This is a genomic window from Amycolatopsis sp. NPDC004368 (genome assembly GCF_053602515.1).
The window spans coordinates 26951-45893 of the sequence record NZ_JBSGDT010000038.1 but is presented as its reverse complement, the minus strand read 5'-3'; the positions used below and the strand labels follow the sequence as shown (position 1 = coordinate 45893).

17 protein-coding genes are annotated in these 18943 nt (G+C 69.0%); 8 read left to right on the top strand and 9 right to left on the bottom strand.

Annotation, left to right across the window (positions count from 1 at the left end):
• Positions 1–48: 48 nt before the first annotated feature.
• Positions 49–1476: a short-chain fatty acyl-CoA regulator family protein gene (locus ACWEOE_RS35150; protein ID WP_452016920.1), complete on the bottom strand. Its 1428-nt coding sequence runs from the start codon at positions 1474–1476 to the stop codon at positions 49–51.
• Positions 1477–1705: 229 nt separating this feature from the next.
• On the opposite strand from ACWEOE_RS35150, the gene aceA reads away from it, so the two are divergent.
• Positions 1706–3016, top strand: a complete 1311-nt coding sequence (gene aceA / locus ACWEOE_RS35145; protein WP_452016918.1) for an isocitrate lyase — start codon at positions 1706–1708, stop codon at positions 3014–3016.
• A 66-nt stretch (positions 3017–3082) separates the two neighbouring features.
• On the top strand, positions 3083–4690 hold the full coding sequence (gene aceB / locus ACWEOE_RS35140; protein ID WP_452016916.1) for a malate synthase A: 1608 nt from the start codon (positions 3083–3085) through the stop codon (positions 4688–4690).
• A gap of 1031 nt (positions 4691–5721) precedes the next feature.
• On the opposite strand, the gene ACWEOE_RS35135 is transcribed toward aceB, so the two are convergent.
• Positions 5722–6255, bottom strand: a complete 534-nt coding sequence (locus ACWEOE_RS35135; protein ID WP_452016914.1) for a TetR/AcrR family transcriptional regulator — start codon at positions 6253–6255, stop codon at positions 5722–5724.
• Positions 6256–6346: 91 nt separating this feature from the next.
• Here ACWEOE_RS35135 and ACWEOE_RS35130 point away from each other — a divergent pair, with 91 nt between their 5' ends.
• Complete coding sequence (locus ACWEOE_RS35130) at positions 6347–6805, top strand: nuclear transport factor 2 family protein (RefSeq protein ID WP_452016912.1); 459 nt, start codon at positions 6347–6349, stop codon at positions 6803–6805.
• A gap of 59 nt (positions 6806–6864) precedes the next feature.
• Positions 6865–7644, top strand: a complete 780-nt coding sequence (locus ACWEOE_RS35125) for a class I SAM-dependent methyltransferase (RefSeq protein WP_452016910.1) — start codon at positions 6865–6867, stop codon at positions 7642–7644.
• Between the two features lie 39 nt (positions 7645–7683).
• On the opposite strand, the gene ACWEOE_RS35120 is transcribed toward ACWEOE_RS35125, so the two are convergent.
• From ACWEOE_RS35120 to ACWEOE_RS35110, 3 genes are all read right to left on the bottom strand, one after another.
• A complete protein-coding gene (locus ACWEOE_RS35120; RefSeq protein WP_452016908.1) occupies positions 7684–8235 on the bottom strand; it encodes a metallophosphoesterase family protein in 552 nt (183 codons plus the stop codon).
• A 165-nt stretch (positions 8236–8400) separates the two neighbouring features.
• A complete protein-coding gene (locus tag ACWEOE_RS35115; RefSeq protein ID WP_452016906.1) occupies positions 8401–9030 on the bottom strand; it encodes a phosphoribosyltransferase in 630 nt (209 codons plus the stop codon).
• A 431-nt stretch (positions 9031–9461) separates the two neighbouring features.
• Positions 9462–10715: a glycosyltransferase family 4 protein gene (locus ACWEOE_RS35110; RefSeq protein WP_452016904.1), complete on the bottom strand. Its 1254-nt coding sequence runs from the start codon at positions 10713–10715 to the stop codon at positions 9462–9464.
• Positions 10716–10794: 79 nt separating this feature from the next.
• Here ACWEOE_RS35110 and ACWEOE_RS35105 point away from each other — a divergent pair, with 79 nt between their 5' ends.
• Positions 10795–12609: a glycoside hydrolase family 2 protein gene (locus ACWEOE_RS35105; RefSeq protein ID WP_452016902.1), complete on the top strand. Its 1815-nt coding sequence runs from the start codon at positions 10795–10797 to the stop codon at positions 12607–12609.
• A gap of 69 nt (positions 12610–12678) precedes the next feature.
• On the opposite strand, the gene ACWEOE_RS35100 is transcribed toward ACWEOE_RS35105, so the two are convergent.
• From ACWEOE_RS35100 to ACWEOE_RS35090, 3 genes are read right to left on the bottom strand one after another with little or no spacing between them, the layout of a single operon-like run.
• Positions 12679–13167: a glutathione peroxidase gene (locus ACWEOE_RS35100; protein ID WP_452016900.1), complete on the bottom strand. Its 489-nt coding sequence runs from the start codon at positions 13165–13167 to the stop codon at positions 12679–12681.
• 15 nt (positions 13168–13182) lie between these two features.
• A complete protein-coding gene (locus ACWEOE_RS35095; protein ID WP_452016898.1) occupies positions 13183–14712 on the bottom strand; it encodes a 1,4-alpha-glucan branching protein domain-containing protein in 1530 nt (509 codons plus the stop codon).
• Complete coding sequence (locus ACWEOE_RS35090) at positions 14709–15482, bottom strand: methyltransferase domain-containing protein (protein ID WP_452016896.1); 774 nt, start codon at positions 15480–15482, stop codon at positions 14709–14711. The genes ACWEOE_RS35095 and ACWEOE_RS35090 overlap by 4 nt, the downstream gene beginning before the upstream one ends.
• A 53-nt stretch (positions 15483–15535) precedes the next feature.
• Between ACWEOE_RS35090 and ACWEOE_RS35085 the strand changes: the two genes are divergently transcribed.
• Positions 15536–15964 (top strand): hypothetical protein, encoded by a 429-nt coding sequence (locus ACWEOE_RS35085; protein ID WP_452016894.1) that lies wholly within the window; start codon positions 15536–15538, stop codon positions 15962–15964.
• On the opposite strand, the gene ACWEOE_RS35080 is transcribed toward ACWEOE_RS35085, so the two are convergent.
• Entirely contained in the window at positions 15945–16781 is an 837-nt protein-coding gene (locus ACWEOE_RS35080) for a DegV family protein (protein ID WP_452016892.1), read from the bottom strand. The two genes, ACWEOE_RS35085 and ACWEOE_RS35080, sit on opposite strands and share 20 nt — an antisense overlap.
• Positions 16782–17024: 243 nt before the next feature.
• Here ACWEOE_RS35080 and ACWEOE_RS35075 point away from each other — a divergent pair, with 243 nt between their 5' ends.
• Both ACWEOE_RS35075 and ACWEOE_RS35070 read left to right on the top strand, forming a co-directional pair.
• On the top strand, positions 17025–17810 hold the full coding sequence (locus ACWEOE_RS35075) for an electron transfer flavoprotein subunit beta/FixA family protein (protein WP_452016890.1): 786 nt from the start codon (positions 17025–17027) through the stop codon (positions 17808–17810).
• A 28-nt stretch (positions 17811–17838) separates the two neighbouring features.
• Positions 17839–18798, top strand: a complete 960-nt coding sequence (locus tag ACWEOE_RS35070) for an electron transfer flavoprotein subunit alpha/FixB family protein (protein WP_452016888.1) — start codon at positions 17839–17841, stop codon at positions 18796–18798.
• Positions 18799–18943 lie beyond the last annotated feature (145 nt).

Genomic DNA, 18943 nt, shown 5'->3' with positions numbered 1-18943 from the left:
CGCGCGGTCGGGGCAAGCTCCGGACGGACCCGGCAGGGCCGCCGCGGCTCATGACCCCTTCGGCACCGCCGGGTACGGCACGAACGTGCTGGTGTTCTCGTCGACCGTCAACGGCTTGCCGATCGCCGGGAACGCGCGCTGGGTGCACGCCGGGCGTTCACAGACTTTGCAGCCCATGCCGATCGGCGTCGCCGCGGCAGGTTCGTCCAGGTCGAGGCCGGTGGAGTAGACGAGCCGGCCCGCGTGGCGCAGCTCGCAGCCGAGGCCGACGGTGAACGTCTTGCCCGGGCTGCCGAAGCCACCGATGTTGCGCGAGACCGTGCGCGCGATCCAGAAGTAGCGCTTGCCGTCCGGCAGGGCCGCGATCTGAGTGAGGATCTTGCCCGGCGAAGCGAACGCCTCATAGATGTTCCACAACGGACACGCCCCACCCACACGCGAGAAGTGGAACCCCGCGGCGGACTGGCGTTTCGACATGTTCCCCGCCCGGTCCACCCGCACGAACGAGAACGGGATGCCGCGCTGCTTCGGCCGCTGAAGCGTCGAAAGCCGGTGACACACAGTCTCGAAACCGACGCCGAAGTGGTCGCACAGCCGCTCGACGTCGTAACGGAACTTCTCAGCCGTCGCCAGAAATGGGCCATACGGCAGGATGAGCGCGCCCGCGAAGTAGTTCGCCAGGCCGACGCGCGCCAGCGTCCGCGCGGCCGGCCCCGAAAAGGCCCGTGCGTCGGCCAGCTCGGTGATCAGGTCGTCGTACTCGAGCAGCGCGATCTGCGAGGCCATCCGGAACGCCTGTTGCCCCACGCGCAGGCTCGGCGCGAGCCGGAGCACGCGTGTCGCCGGCTCGTAACGGTGCTGCTGACCTGCGGCTTCGTTCAGTCCCTCGCTCGTGACCTCCACGCCGTAGCGCTGCCAGAGGCGATCCTTCAACGCGGTGAGGGCCGTCCCGCGGCGCAGGGGAATCTCCGCGGCCATGCGTTCCGCGCGCTCGTCGAGCTCGGCGACGTAGTTCTCCCGCTCGTAGAAGAAGTCGCGCACCTCCTCGTGCGGCAACGGCGCGGCGGCGCTTCCGTGCAGTCCGAGGCCGTTTTCCGTGGTCAGGGCCACTGTGCTTTCCACGGCGTTGCGGTAGCTGCGGTGCAGCTTCACCAGTGCCTGGGCGATGGACGGCAAGTTGGAAGCCAGCTCGTTGAGCTCGCTCGTGGTCACCTCGACGCCGATGACCTCGTCGAGCAACGCCTCCTTCACATCCGCGACCAGGCGAGACGTGTCGTTGTTGGCGAAGAACTCCGTGTCGACGCCGAACGCCTGCGTGATCCGCAGCAGCACCGGCACCGTCAACGGCCGGGAGTTGTGCTCGATCTGATTCAGGTAGCTGGGTGAGATCTCGAGCACACGAGCGAGGTCCGCCTGGCTCATCGACCGGCTCTCGCGCAGATGCCGGAGCCGCGCCCCGGCGAAAGTTTTGTCCATCGCTCCTCCGATCGGCCGGAAGGTTTCCGGCCCTGAACGATTACGTGAACGATCAAGGCCGTGATTTTTCGCTTCACTTGCCAATCAAGGATTTGCAAGCTTTGCAAGATGCTACGCATTCTTCGCACAAATTGGCAAATTGGAGCTATGGACTGCTTTTTCGTGCTCGTGTCAGGGTCGTAACCAGGCAAGGCGAGCAATCGCAAACTTCGCAACACGGGAGAGTCCGATGACCGAGCAGGCCAAGCAGCTCGACCAGGCGGCGGCCGAGCTGGCCGAGCAGTGGAAGACCGACCCCCGCTGGGCGGGCGTCCAGCGGACCTACTCCGCCGCCGACGTGGTGAAGCTTCGCGGTTCGGTCGTCGAGGAGCACACGCTGGCCCGCCGCGGCGCGGAGCGGCTGTGGGAGCTCCTGCACACCGAGGACTACGTCCACTCGCTGGGTGCCCTCACCGGCAACCAAGCCGTGCAGCAGGTCCGCGCCGGCCTGAAGGCGATCTACCTGTCCGGCTGGCAGGTCGCGGCCGACGCCAACCTCGCCGGCCAGACCTACCCGGACCAGAGCCTTTACCCGGCCAACTCGGTCCCGGCCGTCGTCCGCCGCATCAACAACGCGCTGGGCCGCGCCGACCAGATCAACTGGGCTGAAAAATTCAACAGCGCCAACACCGGCAGCGATGTTATCGACTGGTTCGCGCCGATCGTCGCCGACGCCGAGGCCGGCTTCGGTGGCCCGCTGAACGCGTTCGAGCTGATGAAGGGCATGATCGCCGCCGGTGCCGCGGGTGTGCACTGGGAGGACCAGCTCGCGTCCGAGAAGAAGTGTGGTCACCTCGGCGGCAAGGTGCTGATCCCGACGAAGCAGCACGAGCGCACCCTCAACGCCGCCCGCCTCGCCGCGGACGTGCTCAACGTGCCGACCCTCGTCGTCGCCCGCACCGACGCGCAGGCTGCGACGCTGCTCACCAGCGACGTCGACGAGCGTGACCAGAAGTACCTGACCGGCGGTCGCACGGCCGAGGGCTTCTACGAGGTCAACAACGGCATCGAGCCCTGCATCGACCGCGGTCTGGCCTACGCGCAGTACGCCGATCTGCTGTGGATGGAGACGTCCACGCCGGACCTCGAGGTCGCCCGCAAGTACGCCGAGGCGATCAAGGCCGAGTACCCGGACCAGATGCTGGCCTACAACTGCTCGCCGTCGTTCAACTGGAAGAAGCACCTGGACGACGACACCATCGCGCGGTTCCAGCGCGAGCTCGGTGCCATGGGCTACAAGTTCCAGTTCATCACCCTCGCCGGCTTCCACGCGCTGAACTACTCGATGTTCGACCTGGCCCACGGTTACGCCCGTGAGGGCATGACCGCCTACGTCGGCCTGCAGGAGCGCGAGTTCGCCTCCGAGGAGCGCGGCTACACCGCCACCAAGCACCAGCGCGAGGTCGGCACCGGTTTCTTCGACCTGGTGTCCACGGCCCTGAACCCGGAGAGCTCGACCACGGCGCTCAAGGGCTCGACCGAAGAAGACCAGTTCCACTGACGTTCCCCGCGGGCCGGTGACCCGGTCGCCGGCCCGCGCCCATTCTTTCCCTCGCGGAGGTACGAGATGGCCGACAAGCTGAACTACCGCATCGAAATCACCGGTCCCGCCGGGGACCGGTTCGCCGAGATCCTGACCCCGGCCGCGCTGGAGTTCGTGGCCAAGCTCGACAACGCCTTCGCCGGACGCCGCCGCGAGCTGCTCGACGAGCGCCGCCGTCGTCGTGAACGCGTGCAGTCGGGGGAGGAGCAGCTGGACTTCCTGCCCGAGACGCGCCGCATCCGCGCCGACGACAGCTGGCGCATCGCGCCGCCGGCACCCGGGCTCGAGGACCGTCGTGTGGAGATCACGGGCCCCACCGACCGCAAGATGACCGTCAACGCGCTGAACTCCGGCGCGAAGGTCTGGCTCGCGGACTTCGAGGACGCGACTTCGCCGACGTGGCGCAACATCGTCGACGGCCAGCTGAACCTGTTCGACGCCATTCGCCGCGACATCGACTTCACCACCGAGTCGGGCAAGCGCTACACGATCGGTGACGACCCCGCGACGATCGTGGCCCGCCCGCGCGGCTGGCACCTGGTGGAGAAGCACATCCGCATCGACGGCCGCCCCCTGTCGGCGAGCCTGGTCGACTTCGGGCTGTACTTCTTCCACAACGCGCGCCAGCTGATCGCCCGCGGCAGCGGCCCGTACTTCTACCTGCCGAAGCTGGAGAACCACCTCGAGGCACGGCTGTGGAACGACGTTTTCCTGTTCGCGCAGAACGAACTCGGCATCCCGCGCGGCACGGTCCGGGCGACGGTGCTGATCGAGACGATCACCGCGGCGTTCGAGATGGAAGAAATCCTCTTCGAGCTGCGCGAGCACGCCGCCGGCCTCAACGCGGGCCGCTGGGACTACATCTTCAGCGTCATCAAGAACTTCTCCGAGCACGGCGCGGATTTCGTGCTGCCGGACCGTGCGCAGGTCACGATGACGGTCCCGTTCATGCGCGCCTACACCGAGCTGCTGGTGCGCACGTGTCACCGCCGCGGCGCCCACGCGATCGGCGGCATGGCGGCGTTCATCCCGAGCAAGGACCCCGAGGTCAACGACAATGCGCTGCGGAAGGTCCGCCAGGACAAGGAACGCGAGGCGGGCGACGGGTTCGACGGCTCGTGGGTCGCGCACCCCGGCCTGGTGCCCGTCTGCCGCGAGGTCTTCGACAGCGCGCTGGGCGGCTGGCCCAACCAGCTCGGCCGGCTGCGTGAGGACGTCGACGTCAGCGCCGCCGACCTGCTCGACGTCGCGTCCGCCGGCGGCGAAGTGACGGAGGCCGGTGTCCGGGCGAACATCAACGTCGCCCTGCGCTACATCGACTCCTGGCTGCGCGGCACCGGCGCCGCCGCGATCCACGACCTCATGGAAGACGCCGCGACGGCCGAGATCGCGCGCTGCCAGGTCTGGCAGTGGATCCGCAACGGCACGAAGTTCGCCGACGGCACGGCCCTCACCCGCGAGCTCGCGGAGGAGTTCCTGGCCGACGAGTTCTCGTCGATCCGCGCCGAATCGCCCGCGGGCCACCGCCTCGACGACGCCCGCGCCATCTTCACCGAGACGGCCCTCGGCGAGAAGCTCCCGAGCTTCCTCACGACGAGCGCCTACGCCCGCCACCTGTGCGACGCGCGGTGACCACACTCCGGCCGCCCCCGACCTGACCGGGGGCGGCCGGTTTCCCCGCACCGCATTTGGGACGGTGCGGCGAGACGGGTCCGGTGGCGGAGGCTCCCCGCCACCGGACCCGGGGTTTTTGCGTGTTGCCGTCCAACGGCTATCCGCTGGTGGGCGGGGTTTTTGGTGCCGGGTGGGCCGACGCTGTTGCCACTGAACGTCGGCGGCCGGCTCTGTCAGCGAGCGAGGTGAGCCCTCCTGCGGATCTGGCGGCTGTGTTTGAGTGACCCGGTCGTCAGCGGATGGCATCGGGGACTCGGCGAAGTTGCGGTGGACGGCCGGCCTGCGCTGCCTTGAGTCGGCTGCCGGTGAGTGACGTCGGGCGGGGCGCCTCTGCGTACTCGCCGCTGAACGGCCATGCCTTGGTTGACTCGGCAGCCGGCAAGTGATGCTTCGGCGGATTTGCCCTCGGACGGCTGCGCGTCGGGTGACTTGGTCGTCGGCGACTGGCATCGAGCGCTTCTGCGGATTGCGGCTGCAGGGCCGCGCCTTGGATGACTCGGCGGTTGGTAAGTGATGTCGGGCGGTCTGCGAATTTGCCTTTGGACGGCTGTGCCTCGCGTGACTCGGTTCGCCGGCGAGTGGCATCGGGTGCACCTGTGGATGCGGCTGGAGAACCGTGCCTCGGGTGACTCGGCGGTTGGTGAGTGACGTCTGGTGTTCTGCGAATCTGTCCGTCAGACGGCCATGCCTTGCGTTGCTCTGTTCGCCGGCAAGTGGCATCGGGCGCCGCGGAATGCGGCCGGGCAGCCGTGTTTTACGTGACCAGGCCCTCAGCGAGTGACTCCGAGGATCTCTGCCTACTTGCCGTTCGACGACCATTTCTCGCGGCAACACCGGCGACCGGTGAGCCGGATTCGCCGCCCGCGAATCGCGGGGGAACGGCGGGAACCTCGACGCCGATCAGGCAGCGGATCTGCCCCTCGACCTGGTCGTCGCCGCCCAGTGGCAACAACAAACCCGCCGCCGACAACACCAGGCCAAGCCCGGGATCAGCGGCGCGCAGCCAGTAGCGTCGCCGCGGCAGCCCGGGCCGTGTGGGCCTCGCCGGGGTCGCCCTTGATGGCGGCCAGCACAGTGGCACCCTCCACGAGTGAGAAGAGCTGGTCGGCTAGATCTTCGTCGGCGACGAGGCGGCGCAGGTACGCGCGCACCTCGTCCTTGTGGTTGTGGATGGCCGCGGCCACGCCGGGAGCAAGCGTGCCGAACTCGCCGAACGAGTTCACGAACGCGCAGCCCCGGAAGCCGGGCTCGCTGAACCACTCGTGCAACCAGTCGAACACGGCCAGCGGATCGTCCCCCCTCGCGGCGACGAACTCGCGCAGCGACCGGCGCCAACGCTCGTCGCGGGTGTTCAGGTAGGCGGCCACGAGCTCGTCCTTGGAAGGGAACACCTGGTAGAGCCGCTTGAGTGACACGCCCGACCGGCTGCGCACGGCGTCCATGCCCACAGATTGCACGCCCTGGGCGTAAAACAGGTCCTCGGCTGCCTCGAGTAGCCGTTCGGTGGCTTCCACGGTGTTCACGTCAGGTCCCTCTGGTGTGGAGAATCAACGTTCTCTATGCTAGCCGACACGCGGAGAACGAGCGTTCTCCAATGACTTCGTGGAGGAGCCCATGGCACCGCGCCCACCGTTCCCGCCGTTCGATGAGAACACCGCCCGCCAGAAAGTCCAGGCCGCCGAGGACGCCTGGAACACCCGCGACCCCGAGAAGGTCTCGCTCGCCTACACCGAGGACTCCGTGTGGCGAAACCGTGACCAATACGTCGTCGGCCGGCCCGCGATTGTCAAGTTCCTGACGCAGAAGTGGGAGCGCGAGCTCGACTACGCGCTGCGCAAGGAGCTGTGGAGCTACGACGGCAATCGCATCGCCGTGCGTTTCCAGTACGAGTCGCACAACGCCGATGGCCAGTGGTTCCGCAGCTACGGCAACGAGCTGTGGGAATTCAGCGACGAAGGCCTCATGCTTCGTCGCGAGGCGAGCATCAACGACCGCCCGATCGCCGAAAGCGAACGGTGGATCTTCGGCAAGCGCCCGGAAGCCGAATACGGCAGGGAGTTCCCGATCTTCTGAGCTCTCGGCCGTGAGCGAACGCGCGTGATTTCCCCCCGACGTGGCGTCAGGATCCAGGCATGAGCCTGGGATTCAGCGGAGAAGTCACGGAGTTCTACCACCGATACCGTCGCGGCTACCCCGGCGCGGCGTTCGACGCGATCGCCGCCGAGTTCGCCCTGGGCGAGGACGACGTGGTCCTCGACCTCGGCTGCGGCACCGGGCAGCTCGCCGTGCCGATGGCAGCGCGCGTCCGGGCCGTCGCGGGCATGGACCCCTCACCCGACATGCTCACGCGCGCCCGCCGCGCCGCGGCCGACGCCGGCGTGACCAACGCCTCGTGGCTCCTGGGCGGCGACACCGACGTCACAGCGCTGAATTCCCTGATCGGTGGGCTCGCCGCCGTCACCATCGGGCAGGCGCTGCACTGGATGGACCACGCGACGTTGTTCGCCGCCGTGAAGCCGATGCTCCGTCCGGGCGGCGGCATCGCCGTGGTCACCAACGGTTCGCCGCTGTGGCTGCAGGACAGCGCCTGGTCGCGCGCACTGCTCGGTGTGCTGTCCGATTGGTACGGTCACGCCTTTACCGCCACCTGCGGAACCGCCGAAGCCGACCAGGACCGCTACCGCGCCGCCCTCGCGACCGCCGGCTACGACGTCGCCCTCCGCACCGTCGACTACGCCGGCGACCTCACCGCCGAGGAGATCATCGGTGGCCTCTACTCGGCGATGGGTGAGGACGAGTTGCCATCCAGCGGCGAACGGCCGGCCTTCGAAAATCGCCTCCGCACAGCGATCGAGCCCCACGCGCCGTTCCGGGAACCGGTCCGCGTAACGATCCTGACGGGTCGCGTGTGACCGGAGTACGCCCCTCGCCCACTTGAACGCCGGACACGCCTAGCTCGCCAGCTCGGCAGCCACCGCGTCGAGGTGCAACGGACGTAGGTCGTTGACGTCCATCCCGACGTTCAACTGCCGGCCGCGCTTCCGCCAAGCGCTGTGGACGTGACCGTGCAGCAGCCACAACCCCTCGTCCGGCAGGCGGTACTGCGACCCACGGTCTTCGCCGACGTGGTCGCCTTCGTACGGGAAGTGGCTCAGCAGCACGTTCTGGCGCTCGATCCGCCGACGCGCAAACGCTTGCACCGTGGCGAAATGCTCCAGCCACGCGCGCTGGCGCCGGTACGCCTGGCGCAGCCCGGGCCACGGCTCGTCGTGATTGCCGGTGATCAGGTGGATTTCGCCGTTGAGCTGCCGCAGCGTGTCGGCGAACCGGGCCAGCCGGCCCATGCCGACGTCACCCAGGTGCCACACCTGGTCGTCCGGCCGGACGGTGGCGTTCCACCTCTCGACGACGAACGCGTCGTGCTCGGCCGGTGTTTCGAACCCGCGCAGGCCGGCCACGAGCTGGTGGTCGAAGTGGGTGTCGGCGGTGAACCAGACGTCCATGATCGGGTGTCTCCTTCGTTGCCGACGTCGGCTCATCGCCCGGAGTGACGACTCAGGCCTACCTTGCGCGAAGAACCCCTGACGCGCCAGAGATTTTCACCGACCAGCGCGCATGATGGCGGCTCTCGTCACCGTCCGTTGTGGAGGGTGGGATGAAGGTCCCGTTCATTCCTTCCCGAGGAGCCGCACCACGGTCGCGTCCGGAACCTGCGTGAAGTCGGTGTACCAGCGCCCCACGGCCTCGAATCGCCTCGGAGCGGCGACGGCGATGAACTGGTCCACCTCACCTTCGAACTCTGCGATCGCGTCGGGCGCGCACACCGGCACGGCGAGCACCACGCTGCGCGCCTCGCGAAGGCTGCGCACGGCGGCCGTGGCGGTGACGCCGGTGGCCAGCCCGTCGTCGATCACGAGCACGTCGTGGCCGGCCACCGCGATCTCCGGGCGCCCGTCGCGATAGGCCACCAAACGGCGACGCGCCTCGGCCCGCTCGCGAGCGCACGCCGGCGCCATCACCTCGGGCGTGAGCCCGAACGCGCGCAACGCCGGCGCCGAGTAGTAGGGCGGCCCTTCCGCCGTCACCGCGCCGACGCCGAACTCCCGCCGTCCGGGGGCCCCGATCTTCCGGGCGACCACGACATCCAGTGGAGCCTTGAGCGCACGGGCGACCTCCGCGGCCACCGGCACGCCACCACGGGGCAGGCCGAGCACGACGGGCTCGACCCAGGACTGCCGGGCCAGCACCCGGCCGAGTTGGCGTCCGGCGTCGATTCGGTCGTGGAACAGCGTCCTCACCGTGACCACCTCGTAGCCGCTTTCCGACCACGCGAAGGATCGTTGAACAATCCGTAGGTCAGAACTCGGCGAACGGCGCGCGTCACATCAAGGCTCGTGCCGGCGGCCGGAACCCGCCCGGAGCTGTGGTCGATGAACGGCGACACCATGCGTCCCGCATTCCCGCGGCGACGCCGGACGAACCCGTCAACCACCGCGTTCAGGTAGCCCTGCCTACTGCTTCCCCCATTGTTTCGCGCTCGGCGCCCGACGGATGCTTCGGGCAACCCACCGAATCCTCTGGGCGCCGTCGTGACCAGCCGATCCGGAGCCGTCGCCACTGCCTTGCCCGCAGTTTTCGCCCTGGTTTCAACGCTGTACCGGGGGTTTCGGCGCTCCCACAGACGCACCCAGCGTGCGTCCGGCCCGGCCACTTCTGACGGCGGTCCCACTCAGAGTTCGAACGCGTTGCCCGTCGCGATTTTCGGGCGTCCCAGCTCGACCGGTTCGCCCATGCGTGCGCGCCCGTAGACCTCCGCGGTCGCCTCGGCGATGCGTCCCCAGTCGAAGTCGGCCGCGAGGCGCGACTGGGCCGCTCGTGCGCGCCGGGTCGCGGCGGCGGCGTCGCCCAGGACGGCGGTGACCGCCGTGGCCAGGCCCGCGACGTCGCCCGGTTCGAACGCCAGGCCTGTTTCCCCGTCGACGACCACTTCGCCCAGACCGCCGGCCGTCGAAGCGACCAGCGGCGCCTTCGCGGCCGCGGCCTCCAAGGCGACGATGCCGAACGGCTCATACCGGCTCGGCAGCACCACGGCATCGGCCGCGGCCAGCAATGCGCGCAGGTCACGGTCGGGCAGGTGGCCGACGAAGTCCACCGCCCGGCGAATCCGCAGCTTGCGAGCCTGCGCGACCAGCTCGTCGTGGTGTCGCCCCTTACCGGCGACGACCACGCGCGTGCCCGGGAACTGCCGGCGGATGCGGGGAAGCGCGGCGAGCAGATCCTGCACGCCCTTCTCCCACTCCAGCCGGCCGAAGAACAGCAGGAACGGCGCGCCGTCGGGGCTGTGGCGTTCGCGCATCTTCGCCACCTCGGCCGCCGAGACGCGCCAGCTGCGTTCCTCGATGCCGTTATGGATCACCGTGACGTCGGCGGCCTCGATCTCGAACAGGTGCGCCACTTCCTTGCGCATGGCCTGCGAGCACGTGATCACGGCGTCCGCGCGGTTGGCTAGCCACCACTCGACCGAGTGAACCTGCTGGTTGAGCGGGTGCGAAAGCCACCCGGAGTGACGGCCGGCCTCGGTCGCGTGGACGGTTCCGACCAGTGGCACGCGCGCGGCCTCGGCGATGGCGATGGCGGGATGGGTCACGAGCCAGTCGTGCGCGTGGACGACGTCAGGCTGCCACGTGCGCAACAGGTCCTGCGCGGCGCGGATCATGGCGTGGCCCATGGCGAGCGTCCAGGCGACGAGGTCGCGCTCGAACGTCAGGTGCATCGGGTCTTCGGCCACGCGGATCAGCCGCACGCCGTCGATCGGGCGGTCGCTGCGCGGGTGCGTCGACGCGTCGGTGCCGGCCTGGTGGCGGCAGAGGACGACGACGTCGTGACCCTGCCGGACGAGGTGCCGGGCCAGCGCGTGCACGTGCCGGGCGAGCCCGCCGATGACCACGGGCGGGTACTCCCACGACAGCATCAGCACGCGCATGGGCAGAGGTTACTCGCCAGTCAATATCGCCTGGGCGCCCGGCTGTCGCGGCCGCTGATCTCTGTCACCATCGAAGGTGATGACTTCCAGCCAGCCCGAGTGGCAGCGCGCGGACCCGCCCCTGACGACGCCGTGGACCGACCTCGTCGGCGCCGGCGCCGCGCTCCCCGAATATCCGAGACCGCAGCTCGTGCGGCCGCGGTGGCTGAACCTCAACGGCGTCTGGGACTACGCGGGGTGGCCGTCGTCGCCGGAGGAACCACGGCCGGTCGGCTACAGCGAGCGCATCATGGTCCCGTTCGCACCGGAATCGGCGCTCTCCGGAATCAACCGGCGCGACGAGGTGCTCTGGTACCGCCGGCTGTTCGAGATCCCGGACGACTGGCGCGGCGACCGCGTGCTGCTGCATTTCGGTGCGGTCGACCAGACGGCGAAGGTCTGGGTGAACAACCAGCTCGTAGTCACCCATGAGGGTGGGTACACGGCGTTCTCCGCGGACGTGACGGACGCGCTGCGTGCGTCGGGACCGCAAGAACTGACCGTTCGCGCGGAGGACCGGACTGACATTTCGCCGTTCCCGCTCGGAAAACAGCGCAACGCACCGGGCGGCATCTGCTACACCCCGACGTCCGGGATCTGGCAGACGGTGTGGCTCGAACCGGTGCCCGCCGCGCGCATCGACAACCTGGAGATCACGCCGGACCTCGCGGGATTTGCGGTGTTTCTCCAGGTCACAGGCGGTTCTCAAGTCGAGCTCAGCGTTTCGCCACCCAGCGGCGACGAAGTCGTCAGCGTCCGCGGGGCCGTTGGCACGCGGCTGCGGGCGGACATCCCCGAGCCCCACTGGTGGACTCCCGACGACCCCTGGCTCTACGACCTCACCGTGCGCCTGTCGGACCACCACGGCGACGTCCTCGACGAGGTCTCGAGCTACGGCGGACTGCGTACGGTGACGCTTCTTCCGGATTCCGCCGGCCGCTCCCGCATCGCCCTCAACGGCCGAATCACCTTCCTCCACGGTCCACTCGACCAGGGCTATTGGCCCGACGGCGGCTACACCGCGCCCTCCGACGACGCCCTGCGGTTCGACCTCGAGAAGACGAAGGAGCTCGGGTTCAACTTCGTCCGCAAACACGTGAAGGTCGAGCCCGCGCGCTGGTACCACTGGGCCGACCGGCTGGGGCTGCTCGTGTGGCAGGACATGCCGTCGCTGGTGGTGTCGTTCGACGGGCCGCCCGGGCCGGCGCCGGACCCGGTACCCGAGGGCAAGGAGCGCTTCGAGGCAGAGCTGCGGGAAATGGTGCGGCAGCTGCGAAACGTGCCGTCGATCATCGCGTGGGTGCCCTTCAACGAGGGGTGGGGCGAGTTCGACACGGCGCGGATCGCCGACCTCGTCAAGGAACTCGACCCGACTCGCCTCGTCGCGGCCAACAGCGGCGTCAACTGCTGTTTTTCGCGTCCCGACGTCGGCGCCGGCGACATCTACGACGACCACACGTACGTCGGTCCTGGTGCGCCGCGGGTGCAGGACCACCGGGCGCTGGTCGACGGGGAGTACGGCGGCCTCGGGCTCGTCCTCGACGACCACCGCTGGCCCGGCCCGCCCAACGCGTACGAGATGACCGCTGACGCCGACCAGCTCACGCACCGTTACTCGGAGATCAGCACCCGGCTGGAGTCCCTGATCGGCGAACTGGGCTTGTCCGGGGCGGTCTACACCCAGACCACGGACGTGGAAAACGAAGTCAACGGGCTGCTCACCTACGACCGCCGAGTGACCAAGCTGGACGCCGAAACCGCAGCGCTCCGCAATCGCGCGGTGATCGCCCAGGGGTCGTTTCCGACCGTCGAAACCGTCCCCGAGCCCACCGAGGAACCGCAAACCCCCAGCTAGAACGCCGTTGCCACTGAACGGCGACGGGGCGAGGACCCGTGAGTCCCCGCCCCGTCGCCGTTCAGAAACTCAGGCAGGCAGCGCGGCCTCGATCGCCTTCACCACGGCGTCGTCCTCGGGCTCGGTCCGCGGACGGAACCGGCCCACGACGTCACCATCGGCGTTGACGAGGAACTTCTCGAAGTTCCACTGCACGTCACCCGCTTCACCCTCGGCGTCGGCGGTCTGGGTGAGCGTGGAGTACAGCGCGTGACGGCCCCCGCCGTTCACCTCGAGCTTCTCGAACAGCGGGAAGGTGACGCCGTAGGTGGTGGAGCAGAACGTCTGGATCTCGTCGGCCGTGCCGGGCTCCTGGCCGGCGAACTGGTTGCACGGGAACCCGACGACGGAGAAACCCTTGTCGCCGTAGCGTTCCTGCAGCCGCTCCAGGCCGGTGTACTGCGGGGTCAGGCCGCACTTCGAGGCGACGTTGACCACCAGCAGCGCCTTGCCGCCGAGCGCGCCCAGGGTGGTGTCCTCACCCGAGAGCGTCTTCAGCGGGATGTCGCGAATGCTCATTCCTCGGTGTCCCTTTCACTTGTGCGGTGCCAGCAGCTGTCGTGCGTCCAGCTGTCCGAACGGTCCGTCGGCGCGGCGGTACTCCGCCGCGAGTTCGTGCGCGCGGGCACGGTCGCCGGCGCGCAGCAGCCCGGCGAGCTCGTCGAAACGCGAGGCGTGCGTGCGGGCGCGCCGGCGCGCGTAGTCGGCGGCGGAGTCCTTCGTGACCATGAACGCCCAGTCGCTCGACAGCGCGAGCATCGCCTCCGCCACGGCCTGGTCGGCCACGGTGTCACGAGCGGTCCCCCCGTGCTCCCCGAAGTGCCCGGAAACGAGGTCCAGCAAGCGTTTCTGCAGTGCGGTGTTGTCCTGGACCATGTCGGCCACCTGCTCGCCGTCCCACACGCGCCAGTCCTTGCCCGACCCCCACGACGACGCCGGCAGGTCGATCGGCGCCCCCAGGTGGCCGGCCTCCAGCGCGCCTTGCAGCGTCGTCACCCGCACGCCCGCCTCGGGCAACGCGCGCAGAATTCCTTCGAGCCACGCGGGACCCTCGTGCCACCAGTGCCCGAACAGCTCGGTGTCGTACGCCGCGACCACGAGCGACTCCCGCCCCTGTTGCGCCCTCAGCGAACGCAGTCGCGCGACGACCGTGTCCACGAAATCCTTCACGTGGTCACCCAGCACGCCGGCCGCCAGCGCCGGGTCGTAAGGCGCCTTCTCGTGCGGCGGCACCTGCTTGCCGGTGACGCGCGAAGCCTTCAACCCCACTTCGTGCGCCCAGGTGTGGAAATCGCGGTACGCCGCGTGGCCGGGGTAGCCGGCCTTCGGCGACCAGACGCGGTACGTCACCTCGAGATCGCGCCCGAAACACACGACATCCGACGAGCCGACGGTGCGCGCGGCCGACGTGTCACCGTGCAGCGACGGTCCGTCGACCAGGAAACGCCGCACTCCCGCATCCGCGTACCCCTGCTCCATCCCGGGCTCGTAGCCACATTCGGGCGCCCAGATGCCCTCCGGCCGCCGCCCGACGCGCAGCCGCGTGTCGGCTAGACCTTCGCGCAAAGCGAACGCGCGCACGTCTCCGTCCAGCAGCGGCTGGAACGGGTGCGCGAGCGGTCCCCCCAGCAGCTCGATCGTGTCACTGTCCACAAGCGACCGCAGGACCGGCGAGAACCCGTGGCGCCAGCGCGTCTCCAGCTCCTCGGTCGCGCGCACGGCGGCGCGGTGCTCGGCCGCGGCCAGGTCGCGCAGCAGCGGGTCGCCGCCCCACAGCGTCGACGCGTGCTGCGCGCGCAGCTGCCAGTGGCCGAGCCAGTCGTGGCACGCGCGGATGGCGTACGGGTCGTCGAGCTGCGCCGCGAGCACGGGCGTCATGCCGAGCGTGAGCACATCGCGTCGCCCCTCAGCGGCGAAACGCTGCAAAAGGTCGACGACCGGCAGGTACGAATGCGCCCACGCCTGGTAGAGCCATTCCTCGCCGACGGGCCAGCTGCCGTGGTGCGGCAACCAGGGCAGGTGGCTGTGCAGGACGAGGCAGAAGGTGCCTTCGGAAGAGGTCACGGGCGCACCGCCACCGCGACCAGATCGAGGCTCGCGTCCAGGTCGTCATCGCGGACCGAGAAGTCTTCCGCCCGGATGGCCGCGACGTCGGCGCGCAACCTCGCCGGCCACACGGCCTGCCCAGGCAGCGAACCCAGCACCACGTCGAGCTGCGCGTCGATGATCGAGCCGCCATACGTGCGTTCGAGCTCCCGCAGGCCGTCGCCGTGGTGCAGCCCGTGCAGCGATTCGACGGCGAACCCGGCCGCGCGCAGCAGACCGTCCAGTTCGGACGGTGTCAGCTCCCGCGTGTGGTACGGGTTGAGCGGCGTGTCGGAATCCGGCGTGAACGTCAGCCGGTTCGGGGTCGTGACCAGTAGCTTCCCGCCCGGACGCAGCACGCGGAAGCACTCGGTGAGGAACCCGTTCTGGTCCCACAGGTGCTCGATGACCTGGAAGTTCGCGACCACGTCCACGGATGCGCCGCTCAACGGCAAATACGCGAGGTTCGCCCGGGCCACCGCGACGTCGGGATAACGCCGGGCGACGTGTTCGGTGGTCGGCACGTCGTAGTCCAGCGCCAGCACGCGCCGCGCCGTCGTCGCGATCAGCCCCGCGCCGTAACCCTCGCCGCAGCCCGCCTCCAGCACCGTCGCGCCGGCGCAGTGGGGGAGCAGGGCGACGTAGGCGGCCTCGTGGCGACGGAACCAGTAATTCTCCTCGGGGACGCCGGGGACGGTCCGTTCGCCGGTGAGGTGAAGTGCCTCGGCCCGGGTGGCTGCGTTGGTCACCTGCGCGACCCTAGCGCGTGTCACGTTCCCGTTCGCCGGCTCGTTCCAGCCCCATGCAACGGACCTTCACGCGCGTACTGCTGGTGCTGCTCGGCGTCGCCACGGCGGCGACCGGGCTGTGGCCACTGCTGTCACCCATGGGCTTCTACCAGGACTTTCCCGGCTTCCGCCACGGCTGGGTCAGCATGGACGGAGCCTTCGACGAACACCTCATCCGCGACTTCGGCGCTCTCAACCTCGCGCTGGCGGCGACGTTGATCGGCGCCGCCGTGATCGGCACCACAGCCGTCGCGCGGCTGGCGGCGGTGGCGGCACTGCTGTTCGCCGTGCCGCACTTCGCCTATCACCTCGGGCACGCCGGCCACTTCGCGACGATCGACCGGGTACTGATCCTGACGACGCTCGCGCTGACCGTCGCGGTCCCGCTCGTCGTGCTGTTCACGCCGAGCCGCCGGGAGGAGGTCAGGTCGGCGACACCGTGATGCTCAGCGCGCCCGGGCCGACGTGCGCGCCGATCACCGTGCTCGCGTCGCCGATCACGACGTCGTCGATCTGGGGAATCCGGTCCCTCAGCCGGCGGACGACCTCGGTTTCGTCGGCGCCGAAGCGCGTCACGGCGATGTCCACGCGCTGGTCACCCGCGGTCTTCACCGCAAGGTCCACCAGCCGGTTCATGGCGCGTTTCGTGCCCGGCACCCGAGCCAGCGGCGACACCTCACCATTACGGACAGTGAGCAACGGCTTGATCGAGAACGCCGTACCCACCAGCGACTGGGCGGCTCCGACCCGTCCCGTGCGCCGGAGGTATTCGAGCGTGTCCACGTAGATCAGCTCGGTGGCGCCTCGCACCCGGCGCTCGGCGGCTTCGAGCACGCGTGCGAGCTGGCCCCCGGCGCCGGCGACGCGTGCGGCCGACACCGCCGCGAAGCCGAGACTCATGCTGACTGTGCCGCTGTCGATGATGTGCACGGGGATGCGGACCTGTTGTGCCGCCTCGCGTGCCGACTGGACCGTCTCCGAGAGACGACCGGAGAGGTGCAGGCTGACGATGGCGGACGCCCCTCGTGCGGCGGCGTCCTGGTACGTCCAGAAGAACGCACCCGGATCGGGCGGCGAGGTCGTGACGCTGTGACCGGACTTCATGGCGGCGATGAGCTCGTTGCGGTCGAACCGGTGTTCGTCGTCCGTCTGATCCCTGACGTGCAGCTGGACCTGCACCACGCCGATGCCCCAGCGGGCGGCGAGTTTGTCGGGCAGGCACGAGGTCGAGTCCGTGACTACGGCGATGTGCGCGGGCATGGTGGGGGAGGTTAACGCCTGTCGGCCTACTGCCAGTAGCCCACCGTTGGTCCGATCGGGCGAGCGGTGTGCTGGACGGGTTAACCGGCAGGCTACCGGGACGATGGTCTCAGAAAATTGCTCATCCAGGTGAATGCCGTCACCTCGGCGGGTCGCGTCGCCGGAATGGCCCTAATCTACCGGCCAGTAGAGCACTGTCCCGCGGCCGAGAGCCGGCCCCAACCGGGAGGTCGAAGAAGACCCATGACGAACATCGTTGTCCTGGTCAAGCAGGTACCGGACACCTACTCGGAGCGGAAGCTCTCCGGTGCCGACAACACGCTTGACCGCGAATCCGCAGACGCCGTGCTCGACGAGATCAACGAGAAGGCCGTCGAAGAGGCGCTGAAGATCAAAGAAGCGGGAGAGGGCGAGGTCACCGTGATCTCCGTCGGCCCCGACCGCGCCACCGACGCCATCCGCAAGGCGCTGTCCATGGGCGCCGACAAGGCCATCCACGTCTCCGACGAGTCGCTGCACGGCTCCGACGCCATCGCCACCGCCAAGGTGCTGGCCGCCGCGATCGGCAAGGTCGAGGGCTACGACCTGGTCATCGCCGGCAACGAAGCGTCCGACGGTCGCGGCGCCGCCGTGCCGGCGATCGTCGCCGAGCTGCTGGGCCTGCCGCAGCTGACCTACGTGCGTCAGCTGACCGTCGAGGGCTCCAGTGTGAAGGCTGACCGCGAGACCGAGGACGGCATCACTCACCTCGAAGCGAACCTGCCCGCGCTGGTGAGCGTCGGCGAGAAGATCAATGAGCCGCGCTACCCGTCGTTCAAGGGCATCATGGCCGCCAAGAAGAAGCCGGTCGAGACGCTGACCGTCGCCGACCTCGGCATCGACGCGGGCGAGGTCGGCCTCGCCAACGCGTGGTCCACCGTGCTCGAGTCCTCGCCGAAGCCGCCGCGCACCGCGGGCGAGAAGGTCGAGGACGAGGGTGACGGCGGCACGAAGGTCGCCGAGTACCTGGTCGCGCAGAAGCTCATCTGAGACACGGTTTCGAGGAGGATCACGAAAAATGGCTGAAGTACTCGTCCTCGTCGACCACGTCGACGGTGATGTCAAGAAGGTCACGCTCGAGCTGCTGACCGCCGCCCGCGCGCTGGGTGAGCCCTCGGCCGTCGTCGTGGGGCCTACGGGCACCGCGGCCAAGGCCAAGGACGCGCTCGCCGGGCACGGCGCCGCCAAGGTGTACGTCGCCGAGGGTGACGACGCCACGGGTTACCTGGTGACCCCGAAGGTCGACGTGCTGACGAAGCTCGCGGAGCAGGCTTCGCCCGCGGCTGTGCTCGTCGCCGCCGGTGCCGAGGGCAAGGAGGTGGCCGCGCGCGTGGCCGTCCGCCTCGGTTCCGGTCTGCTGTACGACGCGGTGGGCGTGAACGCCGACGGTTCGGTGGACCAGTCCATCTTCGGCGGCGCGTTCTCCGTGAAGTCCAAGGCTGCCAAGGGCACGCCGGTGATCTCGGTGCGTCCGGGTGCCGTCGAGGCCGAGGCCGCCGAGGGTGCCGCGGCCGAGGAGTCGGTCGAGATTCCGGCGCAGGACGCGGCGAAGTCGGCGAAGATCACCGGCATCGAGCCGATCGTCGGTGGTGACCGGCCGGAGCTCACCGAGGCGTCGATCGTCGTCTCGGGTGGCCGTGGTGTCGGTTCGGCGGAGAAGTTCGACGTCGTCGAGAAGCTGGCCGACTCGCTGGGCGCGGCCGTCGGCGCTTCGCGAGCGGCCGTCGACTCCGGCTACTACCCGGCGCAGTTCCAGGTGGGCCAGACCGGCAAGACGGTTTCGCCGCAGCTGTACATCGCGCTCGGCATCTCGGGTGCCATTCAGCACCGCGCCGGCATGCAGACGTCGAAGACGATCATCGCCGTCAACAAGGACGCCGAGGCGCCCATCTTCGAGATCGCCGACTTCGGCATCGTGGGCGACCTGTTCAACGTCGCGCCGCAGCTGACGGAGGCCGTCAACAAGCGCAAGGGCTGATGTTTCCCGCTCCGAAGGCCGCTGGGTGATGTACCGCTCAGCGGCCTTCGGTGTGTGTTCGACCCTGAGAAAAGCCTGAGAACCTGCAATTAACTCAACGTGCACTAATCGGTCATCGATTGGTACTCTCCGCGGTTTCCAGCTC

Bases quoted from the DNA above. Each gene is read 5' to 3' on its own strand.
- ACWEOE_RS35150 (WP_452016920.1), bottom strand. From the start codon at position 1,476: ATGGACAAAACTTTCGCCGGGGCGCGGCTCCGGCATCTGCGCGAGAGC.
- aceA (WP_452016918.1), top strand. From the start codon at position 1,706: ATGACCGAGCAGGCCAAGCAGCTCGACCAGGCGGCGGCCGAGCTGGCC.
- aceB (WP_452016916.1), top strand. From the start codon at position 3,083: ATGGCCGACAAGCTGAACTACCGCATCGAAATCACCGGTCCCGCCGGG.
- ACWEOE_RS35130 (WP_452016912.1), top strand. From the start codon at position 6,347: ATGGCACCGCGCCCACCGTTCCCGCCGTTCGATGAGAACACCGCCCGC.
- ACWEOE_RS35125 (WP_452016910.1), top strand. From the start codon at position 6,865: ATGAGCCTGGGATTCAGCGGAGAAGTCACGGAGTTCTACCACCGATAC.
- ACWEOE_RS35120 (WP_452016908.1), bottom strand. From the start codon at position 8,235: ATGGACGTCTGGTTCACCGCCGACACCCACTTCGACCACCAGCTCGTG.
- ACWEOE_RS35110 (WP_452016904.1), bottom strand. From the start codon at position 10,715: ATGCGCGTGCTGATGCTGTCGTGGGAGTACCCGCCCGTGGTCATCGGC.
- ACWEOE_RS35105 (WP_452016902.1), top strand. From the start codon at position 10,795: ATGACTTCCAGCCAGCCCGAGTGGCAGCGCGCGGACCCGCCCCTGACG.
- ACWEOE_RS35100 (WP_452016900.1), bottom strand. From the start codon at position 13,167: ATGAGCATTCGCGACATCCCGCTGAAGACGCTCTCGGGTGAGGACACC.
- ACWEOE_RS35085 (WP_452016894.1), top strand. From the start codon at position 15,536: ATGCAACGGACCTTCACGCGCGTACTGCTGGTGCTGCTCGGCGTCGCC.
- ACWEOE_RS35080 (WP_452016892.1), bottom strand. From the start codon at position 16,781: ATGCCCGCGCACATCGCCGTAGTCACGGACTCGACCTCGTGCCTGCCC.
- ACWEOE_RS35075 (WP_452016890.1), top strand. From the start codon at position 17,025: ATGACGAACATCGTTGTCCTGGTCAAGCAGGTACCGGACACCTACTCG.
- ACWEOE_RS35070 (WP_452016888.1), top strand. From the start codon at position 17,839: ATGGCTGAAGTACTCGTCCTCGTCGACCACGTCGACGGTGATGTCAAG.